The organism is Cutibacterium acnes, assembly GCF_003030305.1.
Lineage (GTDB): Bacteria > Actinomycetota > Actinomycetes > Propionibacteriales > Propionibacteriaceae > Cutibacterium > Cutibacterium acnes.
On sequence record NZ_CP023676.1, the window covers coordinates 462,194 to 480,185 of the forward strand.

General features: G+C 62.0%; 18 protein-coding genes and 3 riboswitches. Of the genes, 14 read left to right on the forward strand and 4 right to left on the reverse strand.

The annotated features are described in order from the left end of the window. Nucleotides 1-2: 2 nt before the first annotated feature. A riboswitch (cobalamin riboswitch) is annotated at nt 3-178 on the forward strand. An 89-nt stretch (nt 179-267) separates the two neighbouring features. The 3 genes from CPA42_RS02290 to CPA42_RS02300 are packed head-to-tail and all read left to right on the forward strand — an operon-like array spanning nt 268 to nt 3,147. Further along, nucleotides 268-1,287 carry a FecCD family ABC transporter permease gene (locus CPA42_RS02290; protein ID WP_002515060.1) on the forward strand — a complete coding sequence of 340 codons (1,020 nt, stop codon included), beginning with the start codon at nt 268-270 and terminating at the stop codon, nt 1,285-1,287. Then, entirely contained in the window at nt 1,284-2,075 is a 792-nt protein-coding gene (locus CPA42_RS02295; RefSeq protein WP_002517395.1) for an ABC transporter ATP-binding protein, read from the forward strand. Before CPA42_RS02290 ends, CPA42_RS02295 begins: the two co-directional genes overlap by 4 nt. A 1-nt stretch (nt 2,076) precedes the next feature. After that, nucleotides 2,077-3,147, forward strand: a complete 1,071-nt coding sequence (locus tag CPA42_RS02300; protein WP_002515093.1) for an ABC transporter substrate-binding protein — start codon at nt 2,077-2,079, stop codon at nt 3,145-3,147. Nucleotides 3,148-3,236: 89 nt separating this feature from the next. On the opposite strand, the gene CPA42_RS02305 is transcribed toward CPA42_RS02300, so the two are convergent. After that, complete coding sequence (locus CPA42_RS02305) at nt 3,237-4,463, reverse strand: ATP-binding protein (protein WP_002515076.1); 1,227 nt, start codon at nt 4,461-4,463, stop codon at nt 3,237-3,239. Nucleotides 4,464-4,555: 92 nt separating this feature from the next. Beyond that, nucleotides 4,556-5,236 (reverse strand): precorrin-8X methylmutase, encoded by a 681-nt coding sequence (locus CPA42_RS02310; RefSeq protein ID WP_002518758.1) that lies wholly within the window; start codon nt 5,234-5,236, stop codon nt 4,556-4,558. 278 nt (nt 5,237-5,514) lie between these two features. Between CPA42_RS02310 and CPA42_RS02315 the strand changes: the two genes are divergently transcribed. Genes CPA42_RS02315 through CPA42_RS02335 form a run of 5 tightly spaced genes read left to right on the forward strand, consistent with a single transcriptional unit; the run spans nt 5,515 to nt 9,042 of the window. Next, nucleotides 5,515-6,198: an energy-coupling factor ABC transporter permease gene (locus CPA42_RS02315; RefSeq protein ID WP_002515090.1), complete on the forward strand. Its 684-nt coding sequence runs from the start codon at nt 5,515-5,517 to the stop codon at nt 6,196-6,198. After that, the gene (locus tag CPA42_RS02320; protein ID WP_002515088.1) at nt 6,191-6,625 is read left to right on the forward strand and encodes an energy-coupling factor ABC transporter substrate-binding protein; all 435 of its coding nucleotides are present in this window, start codon (nt 6,191-6,193) and stop codon (nt 6,623-6,625) included. The genes CPA42_RS02315 and CPA42_RS02320 overlap by 8 nt, the downstream gene beginning before the upstream one ends. Continuing rightward, entirely contained in the window at nt 6,622-7,467 is an 846-nt protein-coding gene (cbiQ, locus tag CPA42_RS02325) for a cobalt ECF transporter T component CbiQ (protein ID WP_002515095.1), read from the forward strand. The genes CPA42_RS02320 and cbiQ overlap by 4 nt, the downstream gene beginning before the upstream one ends. After that, the gene (locus CPA42_RS02330) at nt 7,464-8,300 is read left to right on the forward strand and encodes an energy-coupling factor ABC transporter ATP-binding protein (RefSeq protein ID WP_002515071.1); all 837 of its coding nucleotides are present in this window, start codon (nt 7,464-7,466) and stop codon (nt 8,298-8,300) included. Before cbiQ ends, CPA42_RS02330 begins: the two co-directional genes overlap by 4 nt. 52 nt (nt 8,301-8,352) lie before the next feature. Then, nucleotides 8,353-9,042, forward strand: coding sequence for a DUF4118 domain-containing protein (locus tag CPA42_RS02335; protein WP_002515066.1), 690 nt, complete (start codon nt 8,353-8,355; stop codon nt 9,040-9,042). Nucleotides 9,043-9,068: 26 nt separating this feature from the next. Here the strand turns inward: CPA42_RS02335 and cbiT are convergent, their stop codons facing one another. Beyond that, complete coding sequence (gene cbiT, locus CPA42_RS02340; protein WP_002515098.1) at nt 9,069-9,665, reverse strand: precorrin-6Y C5,15-methyltransferase (decarboxylating) subunit CbiT; 597 nt, start codon at nt 9,663-9,665, stop codon at nt 9,069-9,071. 90 nt (nt 9,666-9,755) lie between these two features. Beyond that, nucleotides 9,756-9,841, forward strand: a riboswitch (adenosylcobalamin (AdoCbl) riboswitch). A gap of 52 nt (nt 9,842-9,893) precedes the next feature. Between cbiT and cobO the strand changes: the two genes are divergently transcribed. The 3 genes from cobO to cobA are packed head-to-tail and all read left to right on the forward strand — an operon-like array spanning nt 9,894 to nt 13,717. Further along, nucleotides 9,894-10,508 (forward strand): cob(I)yrinic acid a,c-diamide adenosyltransferase, encoded by a 615-nt coding sequence (gene cobO, locus CPA42_RS02345; RefSeq protein WP_002515069.1) that lies wholly within the window; start codon nt 9,894-9,896, stop codon nt 10,506-10,508. Next, a complete protein-coding gene (locus CPA42_RS02350; RefSeq protein ID WP_002515109.1) occupies nt 10,508-12,931 on the forward strand; it encodes a cobyrinate a,c-diamide synthase in 2,424 nt (807 codons plus the stop codon). Before cobO ends, CPA42_RS02350 begins: the two co-directional genes overlap by 1 nt. Nucleotides 12,932-12,940: 9 nt before the next feature. Beyond that, the gene (cobA, locus tag CPA42_RS02355; protein WP_002515085.1) at nt 12,941-13,717 is read left to right on the forward strand and encodes a uroporphyrinogen-III C-methyltransferase; all 777 of its coding nucleotides are present in this window, start codon (nt 12,941-12,943) and stop codon (nt 13,715-13,717) included. Between the two features lie 19 nt (nt 13,718-13,736). Here the strand turns inward: cobA and CPA42_RS02360 are convergent, their stop codons facing one another. Beyond that, nucleotides 13,737-14,489: a cobalt-precorrin-6A reductase gene (locus CPA42_RS02360; protein WP_002515063.1), complete on the reverse strand. Its 753-nt coding sequence runs from the start codon at nt 14,487-14,489 to the stop codon at nt 13,737-13,739. A 26-nt stretch (nt 14,490-14,515) separates the two neighbouring features. Continuing rightward, a riboswitch (adenosylcobalamin (AdoCbl) riboswitch) is annotated at nt 14,516-14,631 on the forward strand. Between the two features lie 81 nt (nt 14,632-14,712). On the opposite strand from CPA42_RS02360, the gene cobT reads away from it, so the two are divergent. From cobT to CPA42_RS02375, 3 genes are read left to right on the forward strand one after another with little or no spacing between them, the layout of a single operon-like run. Beyond that, entirely contained in the window at nt 14,713-16,383 is a 1,671-nt protein-coding gene (cobT, locus tag CPA42_RS02365; protein ID WP_002518760.1) for a nicotinate-nucleotide--dimethylbenzimidazole phosphoribosyltransferase, read from the forward strand. Further along, nucleotides 16,380-17,219, forward strand: a complete 840-nt coding sequence (locus tag CPA42_RS02370) for an adenosylcobinamide-GDP ribazoletransferase (RefSeq protein WP_002518761.1) — start codon at nt 16,380-16,382, stop codon at nt 17,217-17,219. The genes cobT and CPA42_RS02370 overlap by 4 nt, the downstream gene beginning before the upstream one ends. Next, entirely contained in the window at nt 17,216-17,980 is a 765-nt protein-coding gene (locus CPA42_RS02375) for a helical backbone metal receptor (protein ID WP_002516675.1), read from the forward strand. Before CPA42_RS02370 ends, CPA42_RS02375 begins: the two co-directional genes overlap by 4 nt. Nucleotides 17,981-17,992: the final 12 nt, after the last annotated feature.

The window sequence follows — 17,992 nt, forward strand, 5'->3', positions numbered from 1 at the left end:
TATCCTCCATGAGTCTGTATGGTGCGGCCCTGATGAGGTCGCAGGAACCCGGTGTGAATCCGGGACTGTTGCGCAGCGGTGACGGTGACGACGTCGGCGAAACCACTGGGAGTGATCCTGGGAAGGGCCGACCGAGGGTGATCCGAAGTCCGAAGACCCCCATGCACGGCGCTGTGTCGTTCGGATCTCGCATCAAGGTCCTCGCACCAAGAAGGAACTGTCATGCCCTCATCGAGGCGATCGGTTGAGCGTGACCGCAGGTTACCGGTGGCGCCGTTGCTGCTGGTCCTCGTGGTGCTCATCGTCGTAAGTGCCGTCATCTCGTTGGCCATCGGATCCGAACCACTGCCGTTGCGTGGAGTCCTTGACACCGTGGGCGCTCGGGTGACCGGTCAACCGGGACCCGATCCGACAATCGACGTCATCGTCTGGGACCTGCGTGCCCCGAGGGCTCTGCTGGCGGTCATCGTTGGCGCCGGTCTTGCCCTGGCTGGAAGTGGCATGCAGACCTTGGTGCGGAACCCGCTGGCTGACCCCTACCTGCTAGGTGTATCGGCTGGCGCAAGTGTGGGAGCAACCGCAGTCATCGCTTTGGGGATGTTCACTTCGTGGGGAACTCACCGACTCACTCTTGGTGCCCTTGTAGGGGCTTTGGCGGCAGCTGCATTGGTCTATCTCATCTCCATGGCGCAAGGAGGCATGACGCCGCTTCGGTTGGTGCTGTCGGGCGTGGTGTTGTCCTCGGCGTTCTCGGCGTTGGCGAGTTTCCTCGTCTTCCGAAGTCCCGACCCGCGTGCAGCACAGTCGGTGCTGTTTTGGATGCTGGGGTCAGTTGCGGGTGCCACCTGGGACAGCCTGTGGGTGGCGGCCCTTGTCACTGTTGTTATCGCCGTGCTCATGATCGCGTTCTCCGGGTGGTTAGATGCTTTGGCGGCCGGCACCGACGTCGCCCGTTCCCTGGGCATACCTGACACGCGCGTCCGCAAGGCGCTGTTCGTCGGTAATTCAGTGCTCGTCGGAGTGCTCGTGGCCGTTTCCGGCGGCATCGGGTTCGTGGGGCTTGTCATCCCCCACATGGCTCGATTGCTCGTGGGAGCCAGTCATAGGTCGATGCTCCCAATCGCTGCCGCTGTGGGCAGCCTGTTCCTGTTGTGGGTGGACGTCGGTGCGCGAGTTATTGCGGCTCCGCAAGAAGTGCCCCTCGGCGTCGTAACCGGATTCATTGGTGCGCCCATCTTCCTGTACCTCATGGGTCGCAGCCAATACCGATTCTCGAGTGAATCATGACGTGTCTTGACGTTCGCAATGTGCAGTGCCGGATCGGTGATCGCGTCATCGTCGACGACGTGAGCTTCACGGCGGAAGCGGGACAACTCACTGCCATCGTTGGGGTCAATGGTGTGGGTAAGTCCACGCTGTTGCGATCCATCGCCGGCGTCAGAAAGGTCAATGCCGGGGATGTCCTGCTCGACGGGAAATCGGTGAACCAGTACACCCCCATGCAGCGGGCTCGGCTCATGGCGTTCGTTGGGCAGGAGGAGTCTCCCTCCCCGGATCTCCTGCTGGGAGAGATGGTGGCGCTGGGACGCACGCCGCACCGCAAGCCGTGGCAGGTGGGGCAGCGTTCCGAGCGCGCGATCATTCGTGACGCTTTGGCTTTGGTCGGGTTGGATCATTTGATCGATCGTCGGTGTGACCATTTGTCGGGCGGTGAACGGCGACGCGCCGTCATCGCGCGTGGGCTGGCCCAAGGGGCCGATCTCATCTTGTTGGACGAACCGACCAACCACCTCGACGTTCGGCACCAGTTGCAGTTGTTGGAGACGCTGCGTGCCAGTGGGCGGACGGTCGTGGCCACCATCCACGATCTAAGCATGGCCGCTTCGCACTTCGATCGCGTGGTCGTCCTGGCCGACGGTGGGGTTCTTGCCACGGGACCCGCCGAGGAGGCGCTCAGCCCGTCTAACGTGGCGACGGCTTTCCATGTCATTGCGCATCATGTCACCACCCCTGAAGGCAGCCGGGAACTCGTCTGTACCGCAGCGCTGCCCGAGCCCTCTAGAAAGGAAATCTGAAATGTCTATTCCTCGCTTGCCCATCGCCGTGGTCGCGTGCCTAGCCATGGCTCTTGCCGGATGCAGCAGTGGATCCACCTCCAAGGGTGACGACGCCAAGAGCTCATCCGAAGTTACCTTGACCAACTGTGGAAACAAGGTGACGTATCCCAAGGTCGCCCAGCGTCTCTATGTCAATGACGGCAACATCATCGCCATGGCTCTCAGCGCGGGGGCCGCTAAGCAGATCGCTGCTGTAAGTTCACTGGGTGACGACAAAACGATTCTTGCTGCCAAGTACGGTTCGCATGTCATTGACAACCTGCATGAGGCTGTCAAGGGGTATCCGACGCTGGAATCGATCATCGCCAACAAGCCCGATGTCGTCGTCGCGGGCTGGAATTATGGATTCTCCGAAGAGGGCAATCTGACTCCGGACAAGCTCCATGAGCGGGGCATTGACAGTTATCTGCTCAGCGAATCCTGTCGACAGAAGGGCAGTGAGAAGGCCCGTGGTGTCATGCAGCCGTGGGACGCCGTTCGCACAGATCTGAGTAACCTGGCTAAGCTCACCGGCAATGAACCGACCGGGAAAAAGGCGGTCAAGGACCTCGACGACCGGCTTGACGCTCTTAACAAGGCTCCGAAGGCTGCGAAAACCCCTGTGGTTTTGCTGTTCGACTCAGCCAAGGACACCGTCCTCACTAGCGGAAATAAGGGCGGACCGCAGGCCATCATCAATGCTGCGGGTGGACAGAATGCAGCCCACGATGTCAACGATACGTGGGTAAGGATCAGCTGGGAGAAAGTGGCGACACTCAAGCCCGACGCCATCGCCTTCGTTGATTACGATGCCCAGCCCTACTCCGAGAAGGTAAAGATCCTGCAATCCAACCCGGCGACCAAAAATCTTGCTGCAGTGCAGAAGAAGCGCTTCCTGAACCTTCCCTACGCCATGTGGACCTCTGGCCCTCTCAACATTGATGCTGCTGAGCACCTGCGGGTCAGCTTGGAGAAGTGGGGGTTGGAACCTAAGTCGTCAATCAAGCCGCAGCTCACCATCCCTGCATCCGTGCCGGGGCACGAGGGCTGAGGAATCGGGGCCGTCCTGCTGCTATAACCCCCGGGATGGCGCTTCGGTTGGTCCTGTGCGGCGATCGGTCTATGTGACCGAGTCCCGTCTCACCTTGACCACAGTGAGGAGATGGGAAGCGATTCGAGCCGATCGCCGGCTTTTTGTCCCGTGCCGGTCGTCAAGACGATACCGGCAAGGAATTCGTCACCAAGCCGATCTCGAAGAGCCTTGAAGTGCTGGAAGTGCCGGGCGGTGGCCGCAACAGCAGACTTCACTTCTACCGCGATAATGCCTGTCGGAGTCTCCACGATGATGTCTACTTCGGCACCTTGGCGATCCCGATAATGGAAAAGTTTAAAGGGTGTTGCCGACCATCCTTGTTGCCGCAGCAACTCACAAACCACGAACTGTTCGAGTAGAGGACCAAGGTGGTCGGCACCCTGCATCGAGCTCAGGTGGGCGGCGTCCATATTTGACAGTGCGGCGTTGAGCCCCGTGTCGGTGAGGAACACTTTGGGACGCTGGATCTGTCGTTTCGTGAGATTGCGGGACCACGCTGGCAAACGGTGGATAAGGAACAAGGATTCCAAGAGATCTGAATAGCGAACCACGGTCCCGCGTGTCACCTTGAGCTTCTGCGCAAGCCTGTCCTGGACCAGCTCGGCCCCGGGGGCAGCCGCCAGCAGTTGGAGTAACTGGCCAAGGATGGGGATTCGGGTCTGTGCCATGTCGGAGGCATCTCGCTGGACCAGTCTGTTGGCGTAGTCCTTGAGCCATGCGGTTCGTACGCGAGGTGACATGGACTGAACGAGTGGGTATCCCCCGACTGTGAGGCGCGTGATGACGTTTGAACGGTCGGCTTCTTGGGCCTTTCTTCGGTCCGGGCTGAGTAACCAACTGACCCAATCCTCCTTATGCCCTTCTAACTCTCCTTGGCTAAATGGATGTAGCCGGGCGGTCATGGCGCGTCCGGCCAAAGAATCCTGGGCGCCGGGAAGTCTCAGCAGGTTTGCTGAGCCAGTGAGTACGAAGCGACCGGGGCGACGGTCGTTATCCACGACGGCCTTGAGCGGAAGGATGAGCTCTGGGCAACGTTGGATCTCGTCAATCACGAGACGCCCCTCTTTGGCCGAGCTAAGGAAGCCCGCCGGATCGTCATGGGCGAACGTGCGGGTTAGGTCATCGTCCATGGTGGTGAATGTGGTGTTGGCGTTGTCGATCATGCCTGTCAATGTCGATTTGCCGACCTGTCGAGCGCCTTCGATGACCACGATTGGTGAGATGTCCAGTAACTCTTGCACCCAAGCTGTGATGTTGCGCTGTAACAGCTGCATGCTAAGACAGTAGCAGTTTGCTACCGCTGAATCAGCAAAACGCCGTGCCTAGAATGACGATTCGCTGTCCTGGAAAGAGCGGTTTGCTGCCGTCAGCGATGACTATTGGTCAACTCGTCGGTCGATGCGATGGCGTTAACGGCGGCCACTGCGATCGCTGATCCACCGCGGCGTCCCAGCAAGGTGAGGTACTCCAAGCCCAGTTTTGAGTCGACGAGGGCCTGCTTGGACTCTGCTGCACCGACGAACCCGACCGGGATACCAACGACGGCTGCTGGGCGAGCGCCGGTCTCTTCGCACACCTCAAGCACTCGAAACAGCGCGGTGGGGGCATTGCCGATAGCGACAATGGCTCCGTCGAGTTTGCCTTCCTCGGTCCACAAGTCCACCGCGGCGCAGGTCTTCGTCATATCTTTCGCCTGAGCGATATCGGCCAAGCGAGGGTCTTTGATGTAGCAGATCGTTTCGTTGTCGCGAGGCAGTCGGGATCGGATAATGCCGGTGGCCGTCATGGAGGAATCACACAGAATTGGTGCACCGTCACCTAAAGCCCTGCGAGCTGCCGTCACTACTGCCGGGGTAAAAGCGATGTCATCGGCGATGGCCGGATCGGCAGCGGCGTGGATCATGCGGACGACAACCCCCTCAACGTCGGTGGGGAAGCGATCCAGGTTCGCCTCAGAGCGAATGATACGGAAGGACTCGCGGTAAATGTCGGATCCGTTGTTGACGTATTCGTGGGCCACGATGCTGCTCCTGACGACGGCGAACACTTGTGGTGGTGATTGTTTGGAAGCGTAACACCGGACCATTGTGCTGTAACGGGTGCGCAACCAAGCTTAGGCAACCCTCGGATACAACTTTAGGAGCGGCTGTGTTTAACTGGTTAACGTACAACTCGAGAATGTCCTGATGACGTGGTTGAAGCCGGGAGGTGCCGGCACGGACGCGCCACTGTGAACGACCCTATGCGGTTCGAAAGTCAGATCTGCCATGCACGTCAGGCCTTTCCAGGACGGGACGCGAATCCCGAGAAAGGAGATGACACCCCATGCATATCGCTGAGGGGGTTCTCTCGCCGGCTCAATGTGCGGTTTGGTATGCCGCAGCTGCACCGTTCGTCGTTCATGGCGGATACCGGGTCGTTAAAGAGGTCAAGGAGCACCCTGAAAACAAGCTTCTGCTAGCTACCGCGGGCGCTTTCACCTTTGTGCTCTCGGCTATCAAACTGCCCAGCGTTACGGGATCGTCCTCGCACCCCACCGGAACAGGAGTTGGGGCGGCACTGTTCAAACCGCCTGTCATGGCCTTCCTGGGGATGATCGTGCTCATCTTCCAGGCCCTGCTCCTGGCCCACGGGGGAATTTCCACCCTGGGAGCCAATACTTTCTCGATGGCTATCGCGGGACCGTGGGCTGGGTACGCCTTTTACAAGCTCACCAAGAAACTTCGCGGGCCTGACGCGTTAGCGATCTTCCTGTGTATGGTCTTCTCCGACTTCATCACCTACGTCGTGACTAGCTTCCAGCTGGCTTTTGCCTTCCCGGATGCAACCGGTGGCTTCTGGGGAGCTGTCGGTAAGTTCCTCGGCATCTTCGCCATAACCCAAGTTCCGCTGGCTCTCATAGAGGGTCTCGTCGGCATCCTGTTGTTCCGTTTCCTTGCCAAGGTCGCCGCCCCGCAGCTCAAACAGCTCGGCGTCCTCGATGACAACCCGGAGGTGGCTCATGCCTGAGAATACTGTTGCTAAGGCCCATCGGGACAGCTCCCTGACTAGCAAGAGTAAGTGGGTAACCCCCGTCATCATCGTCCTCGTGGTTGGCCTTTTCATCATCAGCATGGTCCTGGGTGCCAAGAAGACTAGCGGCGGCGAGGAAGGCTTCGGGGGAACTGACGACGCTGCCGCCGAGGCCGCTGAGAAGGCCGGCGCCAAGAAGTGGATCAAACCGATCTTCGAGCCGAATTCCTCTGAAGTCGAGTCCGGTCTCTTCGCTCTCCAGGCAGCTTTGGGTGCTGGCATAGTTGGATATGCCTTGGGTCGCATGAGTGGCCGTACGAAGGGTCGTGAGGAGGCTGAGCGCGCCTCCGACCTCAACAGTGTCGACGACGTGCCGCAGGCCGCCGTCACCTCTTCGGAGGACACGTCGACTTCGAAGTCATGACAATTACCTCTCTCGACGACGCCGCCTGGGATTCCCCCTGGCGGCGTCGCCCGGTCGGGGAAAAAGTCGCCCTATCGACGGCCCTGCTCCTGACTGCCCTGTGCACTCCGTCAATGGAGGCCTCGCGGTGGGTGAGGTCGGTGGTAGGTTCTGGTATTTGGCCCGGGGCGCTGTTGGCTGGGATCGTCAGTGTGATCGTCGTCCTGGGGCCAGCCCGCATTGCTGGACGGGTACTGTGGCAGGCAGTTGTCGCCCCGCTCGTCTTTCTCGTCATCGGCGGCATCTCCGTTCTCGTCAGCCTTGGATCCACCCCGGTTGGAACGGTTTGGTGGCATGCCGGGGCGTTTAGCATCGGACCTGTTTCCAGCGCCCAGGCGATGTCCCTGATCGAACACGGCGTATGCGGCACCCTCGCCCTCATGGTGCTGGCGGTCACCACGCCGATGGTTGATCTCCTAACCTGGCTTCGGAAATTCCACATCCCTGATCCGTTGTTGGAAATCGCCTCTTTGACCTACCGACTCATCTTCGTGCTACTCGATACCGTTGTCACAGCCAGCGAGGCCCAGCACGCCCGCCTTGGCGATACCCCGGCCGGACGATTCGGCGGGTTCAATAGGCGCATGAACAACACGGCCGCTCTGCTGGGATCAGTCGGAATCCGGGCATGGGCGAGGGCTAACCGTCTCAACGATGGACTCGTTAATCGCGGCTTCGAGGCCGCGCTGGCCACCTTGCCCATCAAACGCACCGGTTCGGTGCGATACAAGATCATCGTCGTCATCGTCATCGCTGTCCTGTGGGTGATCAGTTGGACGACGACCGGAAGGATTTTCAGATGAGTGCCAAGGTCCTGCTGTCGACCGAGCACCTGTACGCCACCCACCCGGGCCGTCCTATGGTACTGACCGACGTTAATGTCTCCTTTCGCGCCGGGGTTCGCGTAGCGATCCTGGGAGCTAATGGATCCGGTAAGACGACCCTCATGCGCTGCCTGTCCGGTTCCCTCAAACCCGCCAAGGGTCACGTCAAGAGGGGCGACATCGTTGTCAGCTACGGGCGCGCTCAACTTCGTGAGCACCGTCGAGCCGTCCAGCTTGTGCTGCAAGACCCTGACGACCAGCTCTTTAGCGCCGATGTCAGCCAGGATGTCTCCTTCGGCCCCATGAATATGGGCCTCAAAGTTGACGAGGTGCGTGACCGGGTCTCCGAGTCCCTAGAACTGCTCGGGGCCAGTCATCTGGCTGAGCGTGCCACGTATCAACTGTCCTATGGTGAGCGCAAGAGGGTCGCGGTTGCCGGTGCCGTGGCCATGCGCCCGGATCTGCTGCTCCTTGATGAGCCCACCGCCGGACTTGACCCGGTTGGAGTCACCCAGATGTTGGAGGCCCTGGATCGGCTGCGCGATCATGGAACAACGGTGGCGATGGCTACCCACGACGTCGACCTGGCTCTGGCGTGGGCGCAGGAGGCCCTTGTCGTTGTCGACGGTCAGGTGCACCAAGGACCGATCGGCGAGTTACTTGCCGATGCCGACACCGTGGGACGGGCACACCTGCACCTTCCGTGGCCCCTCGAGCTCGCCCGGCGCCTCGGTGTTCGGGACCTTCCCAGGACGATGGACGACGTCGTGGCGATGCTGTCCGACAATCCCTCGCCAGCTCCCTCGAATTGATGGTTAAAGTGCTGCGCAGCGATCTTGGCAGTCCGGGCGCAGCGGTGGTTCGATGGACCCCATGAACAGGTCATCGTCGAGTGCTGCGCTGCTTGTCGGCGCCGTCGCCGTGCCGATCGCCGTGTGTGCGGTGTTGAGCGCCCTCATTGACGTCTTCGTCGCTCCGGCAGCGGCCCTCGTGCTCGTCCTCGTCATTGTCATCGTTTGTCTGAGAGGGTCGTGGTTGGTCGACGCCCTCGTTATCGTCGTTAGTGCCATCGGCTTCGATTTCTTCCTCACCTACCCCTACCGGAGCATGAAGATCGCCTCGCGTCCCGACATCGAGGTGACGATTGTGCTCTTCGTCGTTGGTGCCGCGATCGCAGGCATTTCGCGGTGGGCACTGACGGCCTCAGATTTGGCTGAGCGACGACAGGGATATGTCACCTACGCTCTGGACGCGAGGTCGGGAGACATGAGTCGTGACGAGGTTGCTCAGCGTCTGGCCGGTCTGGTCGGGGCTGAGGCCGGAGCTTGGGTGGACGGAGCTCCACCTTCCGGGGAAGCTGTCATTCAGGACGCCACCGCCATGCGCACCGACGTCGGTCTGGAGGATCCCTCTCGGGTGGGATTCCCAACCGATCGCTTCATCTGTTTCCCCGCGGCCGGTGGTTACATCCGTATCTCGGCGGCATCGCGCCACGTGCGTCCCACCGCCGAGCAGATGCGGGCTGCCTGCTTACTCGCTTCCCAGATCAGCTGAGTCCGCAGTGGGGGTAGCCGGGCATGTCACTCAGTGCGTTGCCAGGTCCACGCCACGACGGTGCGGGCTGGCTTCCAGCCGTGTAACCGACCGATGACATCGGCGGTTTCGACTCCGAACCTGATGAGATCACCGCCTAGGTCACAGTGCAGGGTCTCCACTAGCATTTCGGCCTCCATAGTGACACCGTGAACGACGAGCCGACCGCCGATGGGAAGTCGTGGCCGGCACTGATTCACCAGGGCCTTGGTGGCTCCACCGCCGATGAACACTGCGTCGGGGTCAGGAAGCCCCTCGGGCAGTCCCTTTGCCAGATCGGCGTCGATCACGTCGAACTGGCCCGGAAGGGTGAGTTCGGACGCGTTAGTACGTGCGTTGGCGGCCCGCTCAGCCTTGCGTTCCAGCCCGATCGCCCGACAGGTTGGGTCAGTGCGGCACCATTCCACCGCGATTGACCCGGCTCCGGTACCGAGGTCCCATAACAGTTGACCAGGCATGGGCCGCAGGGCTGCCAGCGCAACGGCTCGTACCGCGTGCTTGGTGATGAGCCCGTCGTGGGCGAAGTGCTCCTCGGCCAGGCCGGGGGTACGTCCGAGGAGAGAGGTATCAGGATCGTGGGTCATGGGTGAAGCCTAGGCCAGTGCGCAAGCTGGCCCCCGGATCCGGGCCAACGCGGGGTGGGGGAGCCGAAGCCCGTGTGACACAATCAAGGGGACTCGCGGGGAGGAATTCGGTGCGAATCCGGAGCGGTCCCGCCACTGTGAGCGTCCCAGCGCAAGCCAGGTCTATCCCGTAAGTCAAGTCGCGGAAACGCCGCGGTACCAAGGGCGCGGACCCGAAGGAGGTCATCCATGCCGCACGCGCGCACTAGTGCCGAACCCGACGACGGACTGTCCACGAGGCAGCGGCGATTACGCCCGGTGCTGGTGGTTAACACCGGTGAGGGTAAGGGGAAAACGACGGCGGCTATGGGAACCGCCCTGCGTGCCTGGCATCAGGGATGGCGAGTTGGGGTCTTTCAGTTCGTGAAATCCGGGCGCTGGCACGTCGGTGAGGAAGATGCTCTTCGGGCGCTCGGACAGCTGCATGAGGAGATCGGCGTCGGAGGGCCGGTCACCTGGGAGGTGATGGGTACCGGGTGGTCTTGGACACGATCCTTTGATGCTGCGGAGAACCCTGAGGCGGCCGCCCGGGAAGGATGGCGCCACGTGTCTGATCTGTTGGCGCACGAGGCCCTCGACTTCTACCTCCTTGACGAATTCACCTACCCAATGGACTGGGGATGGCTCGACGTCGATGAGGTCGTCGAGACTTTGGTCAATCGCCCGGGAACTCAGCACGTCGTCATTACCGGACGTCGAGCACCGGATGCGCTTGTCGAGGTGGCCGATATCGTCACCGAGATGACGAAGATCAAACACCCGTTTGACGTTGGCCAGCGCGGCCAGGCGGGAATCGAGTGGTGATGCGCCTTCCACGAATTCTTATTGCCGCCCCGGCATCGGGTGGTGGCAAAACAACTGTTGCTACCGGTCTCATGGCAGCTCTTCGCGCCAGTGGCCGGACGGTGGCGCCTTTCAAGGTCGGACCGGACTACATCGACCCCGGATACCACTCGATGGCGAGTGGACGTCCCGGTCGCAACCTCGACTCCGTGATGTGCGGTGACGAGCTCATGGCCCCTCTGCTAGCCCACGGTTTCGTCACCCCTGATCCGGCCGATATTGCGGTTATTGAGGGGGTTATGGGGCTGTTCGACGGCCAGCTTGGGACTGGCCGTGGCTCCAGCGCCGAGATCGCCACGACGACCCGAACTCCGGTTGTCGTGGTCGTTGACACCGCGCATGCTTCGCTCACCCATGCCGCCGTCGTGGCTGGTTTGGCGACGTTCGATCCTGACGTCACCGTTGCGGGGGCGATTCTTAACCGGGTGGCCTCACCCCGTCACGGTGCCGAAGTCGCTCGGGGCTTGGCCCAACTGGGTATCCCGGTGCTCGGTCAGATCCCGCGTACCGAGTCGATCTTTGTGCCGTCGCGCCACCTCGGTCTGGTGCCAGCGGGGGAATGGGAAGACTCCGCGACCAAGGTTGCCGGGCTGGGGGGCCTCATTGCCGAATACGTCGATCTTGACGCCGTTATGGATATGGCTGCTACTGCCCCCGACCTCGACGTCGAGCCGTGGGACCCCGCCGCTGCCCTGGAATCCGCCGGCTGGCAAGGCCATCCATTCGGTGAGTCGCCGCTTGTGGGTATGTTCGCCGGACGGGCCTTCACCTTCCGGTACCCCGAGACCACCGAGATGCTGATAGCGGCAGGGTTCCGGGTCGTCGACGTTGATCCCCTTACGGATCGGCGCCTTCCTGACGGCATCCAAGGACTGTATTTGGGAGGCGGCTTTCCTCAGATGCATGCCACCGATTTGGAAACCAACTCGGAGCTGGGGGACGACGTACGGTCCCACGCTGAGGCCGGGATGCCGATTGTCGCCGAGTGCGCCGGGTTGTTGTATCTGTGCCGTCACCTTGACGGGCACGAGATGGCTGGCGTGCTACCGATGGATGCGGCCATGGCAAAGCGGCTCACGATGGGGTACCGCGTCGCTACACGTGACTCCATCAGTGTCGTTGGTCACGAATTTCACCGCACCACGACGACTCCGCTGGCCGACCTCGACCCGGCGTGGCACATCACGATGCCCGACGGCACCGACCGCGCCGAGGGGGCTTTGGGAGATCCGGCGGGGCTGGGCCGGCCCACGATTCAGGCGTCCTACCTGCACCTGCACTGGGCCGGTCAGCCCACCCAAGCAGCGTGGTTTGCCAGCGAGGTGACGAAGTTCCACGAGGGCCGAGGTGATCAAGTCGTTGAGCCCGATCTCAACCATCACGGGGATCGTGACATCGCCGACGGTTTGGTCGACCTGGCCGTCAACGTGCGCGTGAGTGAGCCGCCGCAGTGGCTTCGCGACGCCATCATCTCCACCGAGCATGACTGGGCCCGTTACCCCGATGCCACGCCGGGTCGCGAGGCCCTGGCGGCCATGCACGGGGTTCCTACCGACATGGTGCTGCCCACCGCAGGTGCTGCAGAGGCTTTCCCGCTGGTCGCCACCCTCGAACCTCGTCACGCAATCGTCGTCCACCCCCAGTTCACCGAGCCCGAAGCTGCTCTGAGAGCGGCCGGGATTAGCGTCGGTCGGCACATCCTTAACGTGTCCGATGGGTTCGCCCTCGACCCGGACCTCGTCCCCGACGATGCCGACCTCGTCGTCGTCGGGAACCCGACGAATCCCACTGGCAGACTGCACCCGGCTACTGACCTGCTGGCTCTGCGCCGCCCCGGAAGGGTCCTCGTTGTGGACGAGGCCTTCATGGACGCCACCGATGAGTCCCAGTCCCTTATTGGAAGCGATATGGACGACCTCCTCGTCCTGCGCTCCCTGACAAAAACCTACGGTCTGGCTGGAATCCGGGCCGGATATGTCGTCGGTGATTCACAGCTCGTCGCACAGTTGGCAGCTCACCAGACCCCATGGTCGGTGTCGACTCCAGCAATTGCAGCCATGATCGCGTGCACCTGCGAAGAGGCTAGACGTTTTCGGACCCAGTTACGCGACGACATCCCAGCCGCCCGCGCCGACCTCGTCGACAAGCTTAAAGGCCTCGGGCTGAGCGTTGTTGACTCCGAGGCTCCCTTTGTTTTGGTCAACACATCGTCTCTCAGCGGGGATTCGATACGCCAGCCCCTTGCCGAGCGTGGTTTCGCTGTGAGGCGGGGGGAGACGTTCCCCGGGCTCGGGCCTACCTGGATCAGACTCGCAGTCCGTGACTCGAATATTCATGCCGAGCTCGCTCGAGCTATCTCCGATCTGACAGCACACCGCAACTAAGGAATATCAATGATCTACTCCGCAGACCTCGTTCCCGGCACCGTCACTCTCGTCGGAGGTGGCCCTGGTGATCCCGGATTGCTGACCGTCGCGGGATTTGAGGCGGTTCGCCAGGCCGACGTCATACTTTACGACCGGCTCGCTCCAACCGCCATCATGGATGAGAATCCCCAGGCCGAGAGGATCCCGGTCGGTAAGGTGCCGCGCGGGCCTTACGTCCCCCAGGAGCGCACCAACGAACTGCTTATCGAGCACGCCAAAGCTGGGCGTAAGGTGGTGCGCCTCAAAGGCGGCGATTCCTTCGTTTTTGGTCGCGGTGGCGAGGAGTGGCAGGCCTGCGCTGCTGCTGGCGTTCCGGTGCGCATCATCCCCGGCGTCACTTCATGCGTAGCCGGTCCCGAGCTCATGGGGGTTCCGCTGACACATCGTCATATGGTGCAGGGATTTACCGTCGTTTCGGGTCACGTCGCCCCTGGCGATACTCGGTCCGAATTGGACTGGGCCCAGATCGCCAAGACAGGCACTACCCTGGTGATTCTCATGGGAGTGGCCCACATTGGCGACATCGCTACCCGCCTCATGGACGGCGGGTTGGCCGGCGACACACCGGTCGCCATTATTGCTGATGCCTCACTGCCCACCCAGCGTTCTCTGACGACGACCCTCGAGAAGGCAGCCGAAGACATGGCGGAAGCCGAGATCAACCCGCCGGCCATCACCGTCGTCGGCGATGTCGCCGGGCTTGACCTCGACGGGACCCAGGCCCACGTCCCGTCTGATCACTGAAATAGTGCTCCGTGAGGGATTACTGCTCAATCACGGTGGCGATGTGGTTTCCTGTCCACTGCACTGCGTCGTCAACGGTACTGAGCTCATCCCCCCAGCCGGGCGCCGGACCACGTGAGACCATGACGACCTGGACGTCGGTTTCGGCCGCCAACCTGAGTTTAGGGTCGAGACCGGTGCCTCCGGAATCCTTGGAGACGAGGGTAGCCACACCCTGCGAGAAAATCTCTCGCTCGCGGTCGAGGGTGAACGGACCACGCTCCCGCAGTACCTTCCAGCCTGCGGGAAGCTCCTCCTCGGGGGCATCGACGCAGCGCACGATCACCCGACGTGGGCCGAGTCTCAGGTAGTGGCTGACGGGTTGGCGTCCCACTGTCAGCAGGATGACGTCGGGTAAGTCAGCTAAGACTTGAGTAGCACCGTCGTGGTCGTCAACCCAGTGCCAGGTCGCTGCCTCAGGTTGGGTACGCCAGCTTGGTGGTGCCAGCCGTGCCAGCGGAAGGTTGAGGTCGCGGCATGCTTGAGCGGCGTGGCCGTGCATAGCTGCTGCGAAGGGGTGGGAGGCATCCACCATGACCTTGACTTCGTTGTCAGTCAGGAATTCTTTGAGACCGTCGATGCCGCCGAAACCACCCACCCGAGTCGGGCCAGGAACTGGCCGGGGGGACTTCGTGCGCCCCGCTAACGAGCTGCACAGGTCTACCCCCTCATCGATCAATCGGGTGGCTAACTGCCGGGCCTTCGTCGTACCGCCGAGAATGAGGACGTCCATGAGTCCATCAAACCAGCCTGTGGAACAATGAGCCTCAATCGCGGTGGAACACCGGTGTGAATCCGGGACGGTCCCGCCACTGTGACGCCTCTTGGGCGAAGTCAGACCAGAACCGCGCTCACTCACCCCGACCGGGGTGGGACCACTGCGGCGCACGCGCGCGGCGCCCAGGCCTGCGAGGACACAGGCCCGGGGGATGCGGCGGCGTCCCCGACGATGGAGCATGATGGCCCGCCTGCCCGAATCCCTATCCGCCGAAAGCTTGCTTGCACGCACGGTGCGAGGCATCCGAGGAGCTGATGCGAAAGCCTTGGAGGCGGCCCGAGCCCGTCAGCAGTTACTTACCAAACCCGAGGGGTCGCTAGGGCTGTTGGAGGATCTGTCGATTCGATTGGCCGGAATGTACGGGCAGGTGCCAGTGACGGTGCCGAGCCATCCGGTTGTCGGGTTGTTTGCCGGTGATCACGGGGTATGGGCGCAAGGTGTTTCCCCTGATCCTCAGGAGATCACCACCCAGCAGATGATCAATATGGCGGCTGGTGGGGCGGCGATCAGCGTGTTGTCGCGCCAGATGGGTGCACAGCTGTGGATCACTGACGTCGGAGCCCGCCACGAGGTCGACGCCCCGATTCGGCAGCGGTGTGTGCGTCGTGGCACTGACGACATCTCCCAAGGCCCGGCGATGAGCCTTGACGAGGCTGTCGAGGCCCTTGAGGTCGGTATTGAGACTGGGGTGGCGGCCGTCGAGCAGGGGGCTGACATCCTTATCACCGGAGAGATGGGAATCGCTAACACCACCCCGGCGTCGGCCCTCATCAGCGTCTTCACCGGGTTGCCGCCCGCTGAGGTGACCGGGAGGGGAGCTGGGTCGGATGATCGTCGTCACCAGCACAAGATCGGAGTCGTCGCTCGCGCCTTGCAGGTTAATCGACCCGAGGCCAAACATCCGATTGAGGCCTTGGCGAAGGTGGGAGGTTTTGAGCACGCCGCCATGGCCGGTTTTATTCTGGCTGCAGCGTCGTCACGGATCCCCGTGCTCATTGACGGTGTTATCGCTTGTTCTGCCGCCCTGACGGCCACCGCGATCTGTCCTGAAGCGCGAGATTTCATCATCACGAGTCACGCCGGTGCCGAGCCAGGAATCACGGCGTCGACCTCTGCCCTGGGCCTGCCCGCTCTGTTGGACCTTGGTATGAGGCTAGGAGAGGGGTCCGGGGCTATCCTGACTCTACCGATCGTGCAGGCAAGCGCTCACATCCTTAACGAGATGGCCACCTTTGAGGACGCTGAGGTCATCGACATCAAAGTGAGCGGGGAAACCGAGATTCCCGATACCGTCCAGACGAGTGTTCCTCCTTGTCGGATGCTTGTCATTGGGGGTGCCCGCTCGGGAAAATCGACCTTTGCCGAGTCGAGGCTGCCTCGCGATTCCCGTGTCACCTATGTTGCGACCTCCCAGCGCAACCCTGGCGACGCGGAGTGGGAGGAGCGAATCCGCCTGCACCAAGCTCGGCGCCCGGCCACGTGGCAGACTGTCGAGACCACCGACATCGCTTCAGTGCTGCTGGCCGACGACGACTCCCCGGTGCTGGTGGATTGCCTTGGGGTGTGGATCACTCGGATTCTTGACGAGGTTGGCGCCTGGGCTGCCGCTCCTGGTGACGAAGCCTGGCAGAACGATCTAAGACGCCACGTTAATGACTTGGCCAGCGCCATCCGTGGTACCCGACGTGACGTCATTTTTGTCTCTAACGAGGTGGGGATGGGGGTCGTGCCCGACACCCCGGCTGGACGGCTCTTCCGCGACGAGTTGGGGCGACTCAACGCCGCCGTCGGGGAAGCATGCGACGAGGTGTGGATGTGTGTGGCCGGAATCCCCAAGAGGTGGGCATGACGGACGAGCAGCATCCGGATCTTGGGAGACTCGGGCCACTGCGTGGAGTTGCTGAGGCTTTGTCTCTCTTTACGATCTTGCCCGGGCCATATCTGAACGACATTGACCGTCCACTAGCCCGTCGTGCCATTACCGCCTTCCCGTGGCTGGGTCTGTGTCTGGGCGTGGTGGCGGGAGGGATCGTCGCCCTGGTCCTGGGACTGGGGGCCGGGCCGTGGCTTGCCGGAGTGCTAGCGCTGGGCTGGCTTGCCGGCGCAACGGGCGGCTTCCATCTCGACGGGGTCGCTGACACCGCAGATGGTTTGGGATCCCGGGCGGCGCCGGAGAAGGCTCTCATGATCATGAAGAAGTCCGATATCGGGCCGATGGGTGTCATGAGTATCGTGCTGGTGCTACTTGTTGACGCGGCCGCTGTGGTGAGTCTGGCTGGGACAGCTGGCTCGGGGGCATGGTGGCGCGTGGCGATTCTGGTGGGACTTGGCCCTGCGCTGGCTCGTGCGGCGATCCTTCTCGCGACGATGACCGAAGTGCCGTGTGCCCGTCCGGGCGGGTTCGGGTCTTTAGTTGCGGGAGTGACGACGCCGAGGTCTGCGGCGATCAACCTCACGGTGTTGGGATGCGTGTGTGCCTTAGCCGGATTGGTGGCTGGAGGCTGGATGTGGTGCTTGGTAACGGTCAGCTGTGCCGCGCTGACCTTGCTTATCGCGCGAGGATGGATTCATCACCTAGTGCGACGCCTATCCGGGATGACGGGTGACACATTTGGAAGCATTAATGAGGTGACGCAGATGACGTTTTGGGTCCTGACGGCGTTGACCGTGGCGGTGGTGTCATGATCGATGATCTTGGTGTGAAGGCTTCGGTAGCGAGACCTGTCCAGCGGGTGGTGAGCTTAGTGCCGTCGATTACCGAAGCTATCGCGATGACTTGTCCACATGTCTTGGTGGGTTGTACCGATTACTGCATCCGTCCGACCCATCTCGAAGAAATCGTCGGGCACGAAGTGGTTAGGGTGAGGGGCACCAAGAACCCGGATCGCAAGGCGATCATCGACCTTCGACCGGACCTCGTGGTGGCCAACCAGGAGGAGAACCGCGAGCACGACGTCACCTTGTTACGCGAGGCTGGGGTGGCAGTGTGGGTGACGCGCATCGACACCGTTGAGGAGGCCATCTCCAGCTTGACGAGGTTGTTCGAGGAAGGCTTTGGCGTCAGGTGCCCACAGTGGCTGGAGGAAGCCGGTCGGGAATGGCGCGAACCGTGCCGCGGTGAGGTACTTTCGGCTGTGACGGCGGTCTGGCGGGATCCCTGGATCTGCGTGGGGAAGGACACCTACATCTCTGATGTGCTCAGGCGGGTCGGGATAGAGTTGGTCGACCTGCCGGGGGAGTCCCGGTATCCCCACGTCGAGCTGACTGACATCGCTGCGGCCCATCCGGATCGCGTTATTCTTCCTGACGAGCCATACCACTTCGGTCCTGACGATGTATCCGCCTTTCCTGGCCTCGACGTGCGTCTTGTCGATGGCCAGAAGCTCGCGTGGTACGGGCCGTCCATGGTGGGTGCGCGTCGCTACCTCGCCTCGGCATTGAGGTGATTGACGCCGCAT

Coding starts and splice junctions, on each gene's coding strand:
- CPA42_RS02295 (WP_002517395.1), top strand. CDS start 1,284: ATGACGTGTCTTGACGTTCGCAATGTGCAGTGCCGGATCGGTGATCGC.
- CPA42_RS02320 (WP_002515088.1), top strand. CDS start 6,191: ATGCCTGAGAATACTGTTGCTAAGGCCCATCGGGACAGCTCCCTGACT.
- CPA42_RS02375 (WP_002516675.1), top strand. CDS start 17,216: ATGATCGATGATCTTGGTGTGAAGGCTTCGGTAGCGAGACCTGTCCAG.
- cobA (WP_002515085.1), top strand. CDS start 12,941: ATGATCTACTCCGCAGACCTCGTTCCCGGCACCGTCACTCTCGTCGGA.
- CPA42_RS02350 (WP_002515109.1), top strand. CDS start 10,508: ATGCGCCTTCCACGAATTCTTATTGCCGCCCCGGCATCGGGTGGTGGC.
- cbiQ (WP_002515095.1), top strand. CDS start 6,622: ATGACAATTACCTCTCTCGACGACGCCGCCTGGGATTCCCCCTGGCGG.
- cobT (WP_002518760.1), top strand. CDS start 14,713: ATGATGGCCCGCCTGCCCGAATCCCTATCCGCCGAAAGCTTGCTTGCA.
- CPA42_RS02330 (WP_002515071.1), top strand. CDS start 7,464: ATGAGTGCCAAGGTCCTGCTGTCGACCGAGCACCTGTACGCCACCCAC.
- CPA42_RS02300 (WP_002515093.1), top strand. CDS start 2,077: ATGTCTATTCCTCGCTTGCCCATCGCCGTGGTCGCGTGCCTAGCCATG.
- CPA42_RS02305 (WP_002515076.1), bottom strand. CDS start 4,463: ATGCAGCTGTTACAGCGCAACATCACAGCTTGGGTGCAAGAGTTACTG.
- CPA42_RS02370 (WP_002518761.1), top strand. CDS start 16,380: ATGACGGACGAGCAGCATCCGGATCTTGGGAGACTCGGGCCACTGCGT.
- CPA42_RS02315 (WP_002515090.1), top strand. CDS start 5,515: ATGCATATCGCTGAGGGGGTTCTCTCGCCGGCTCAATGTGCGGTTTGG.
- CPA42_RS02360 (WP_002515063.1), bottom strand. CDS start 14,489: ATGGACGTCCTCATTCTCGGCGGTACGACGAAGGCCCGGCAGTTAGCC.
- CPA42_RS02335 (WP_002515066.1), top strand. CDS start 8,353: ATGGACCCCATGAACAGGTCATCGTCGAGTGCTGCGCTGCTTGTCGGC.
- cbiT (WP_002515098.1), bottom strand. CDS start 9,665: ATGACCCACGATCCTGATACCTCTCTCCTCGGACGTACCCCCGGCCTG.
- cobO (WP_002515069.1), top strand. CDS start 9,894: ATGCCGCACGCGCGCACTAGTGCCGAACCCGACGACGGACTGTCCACG.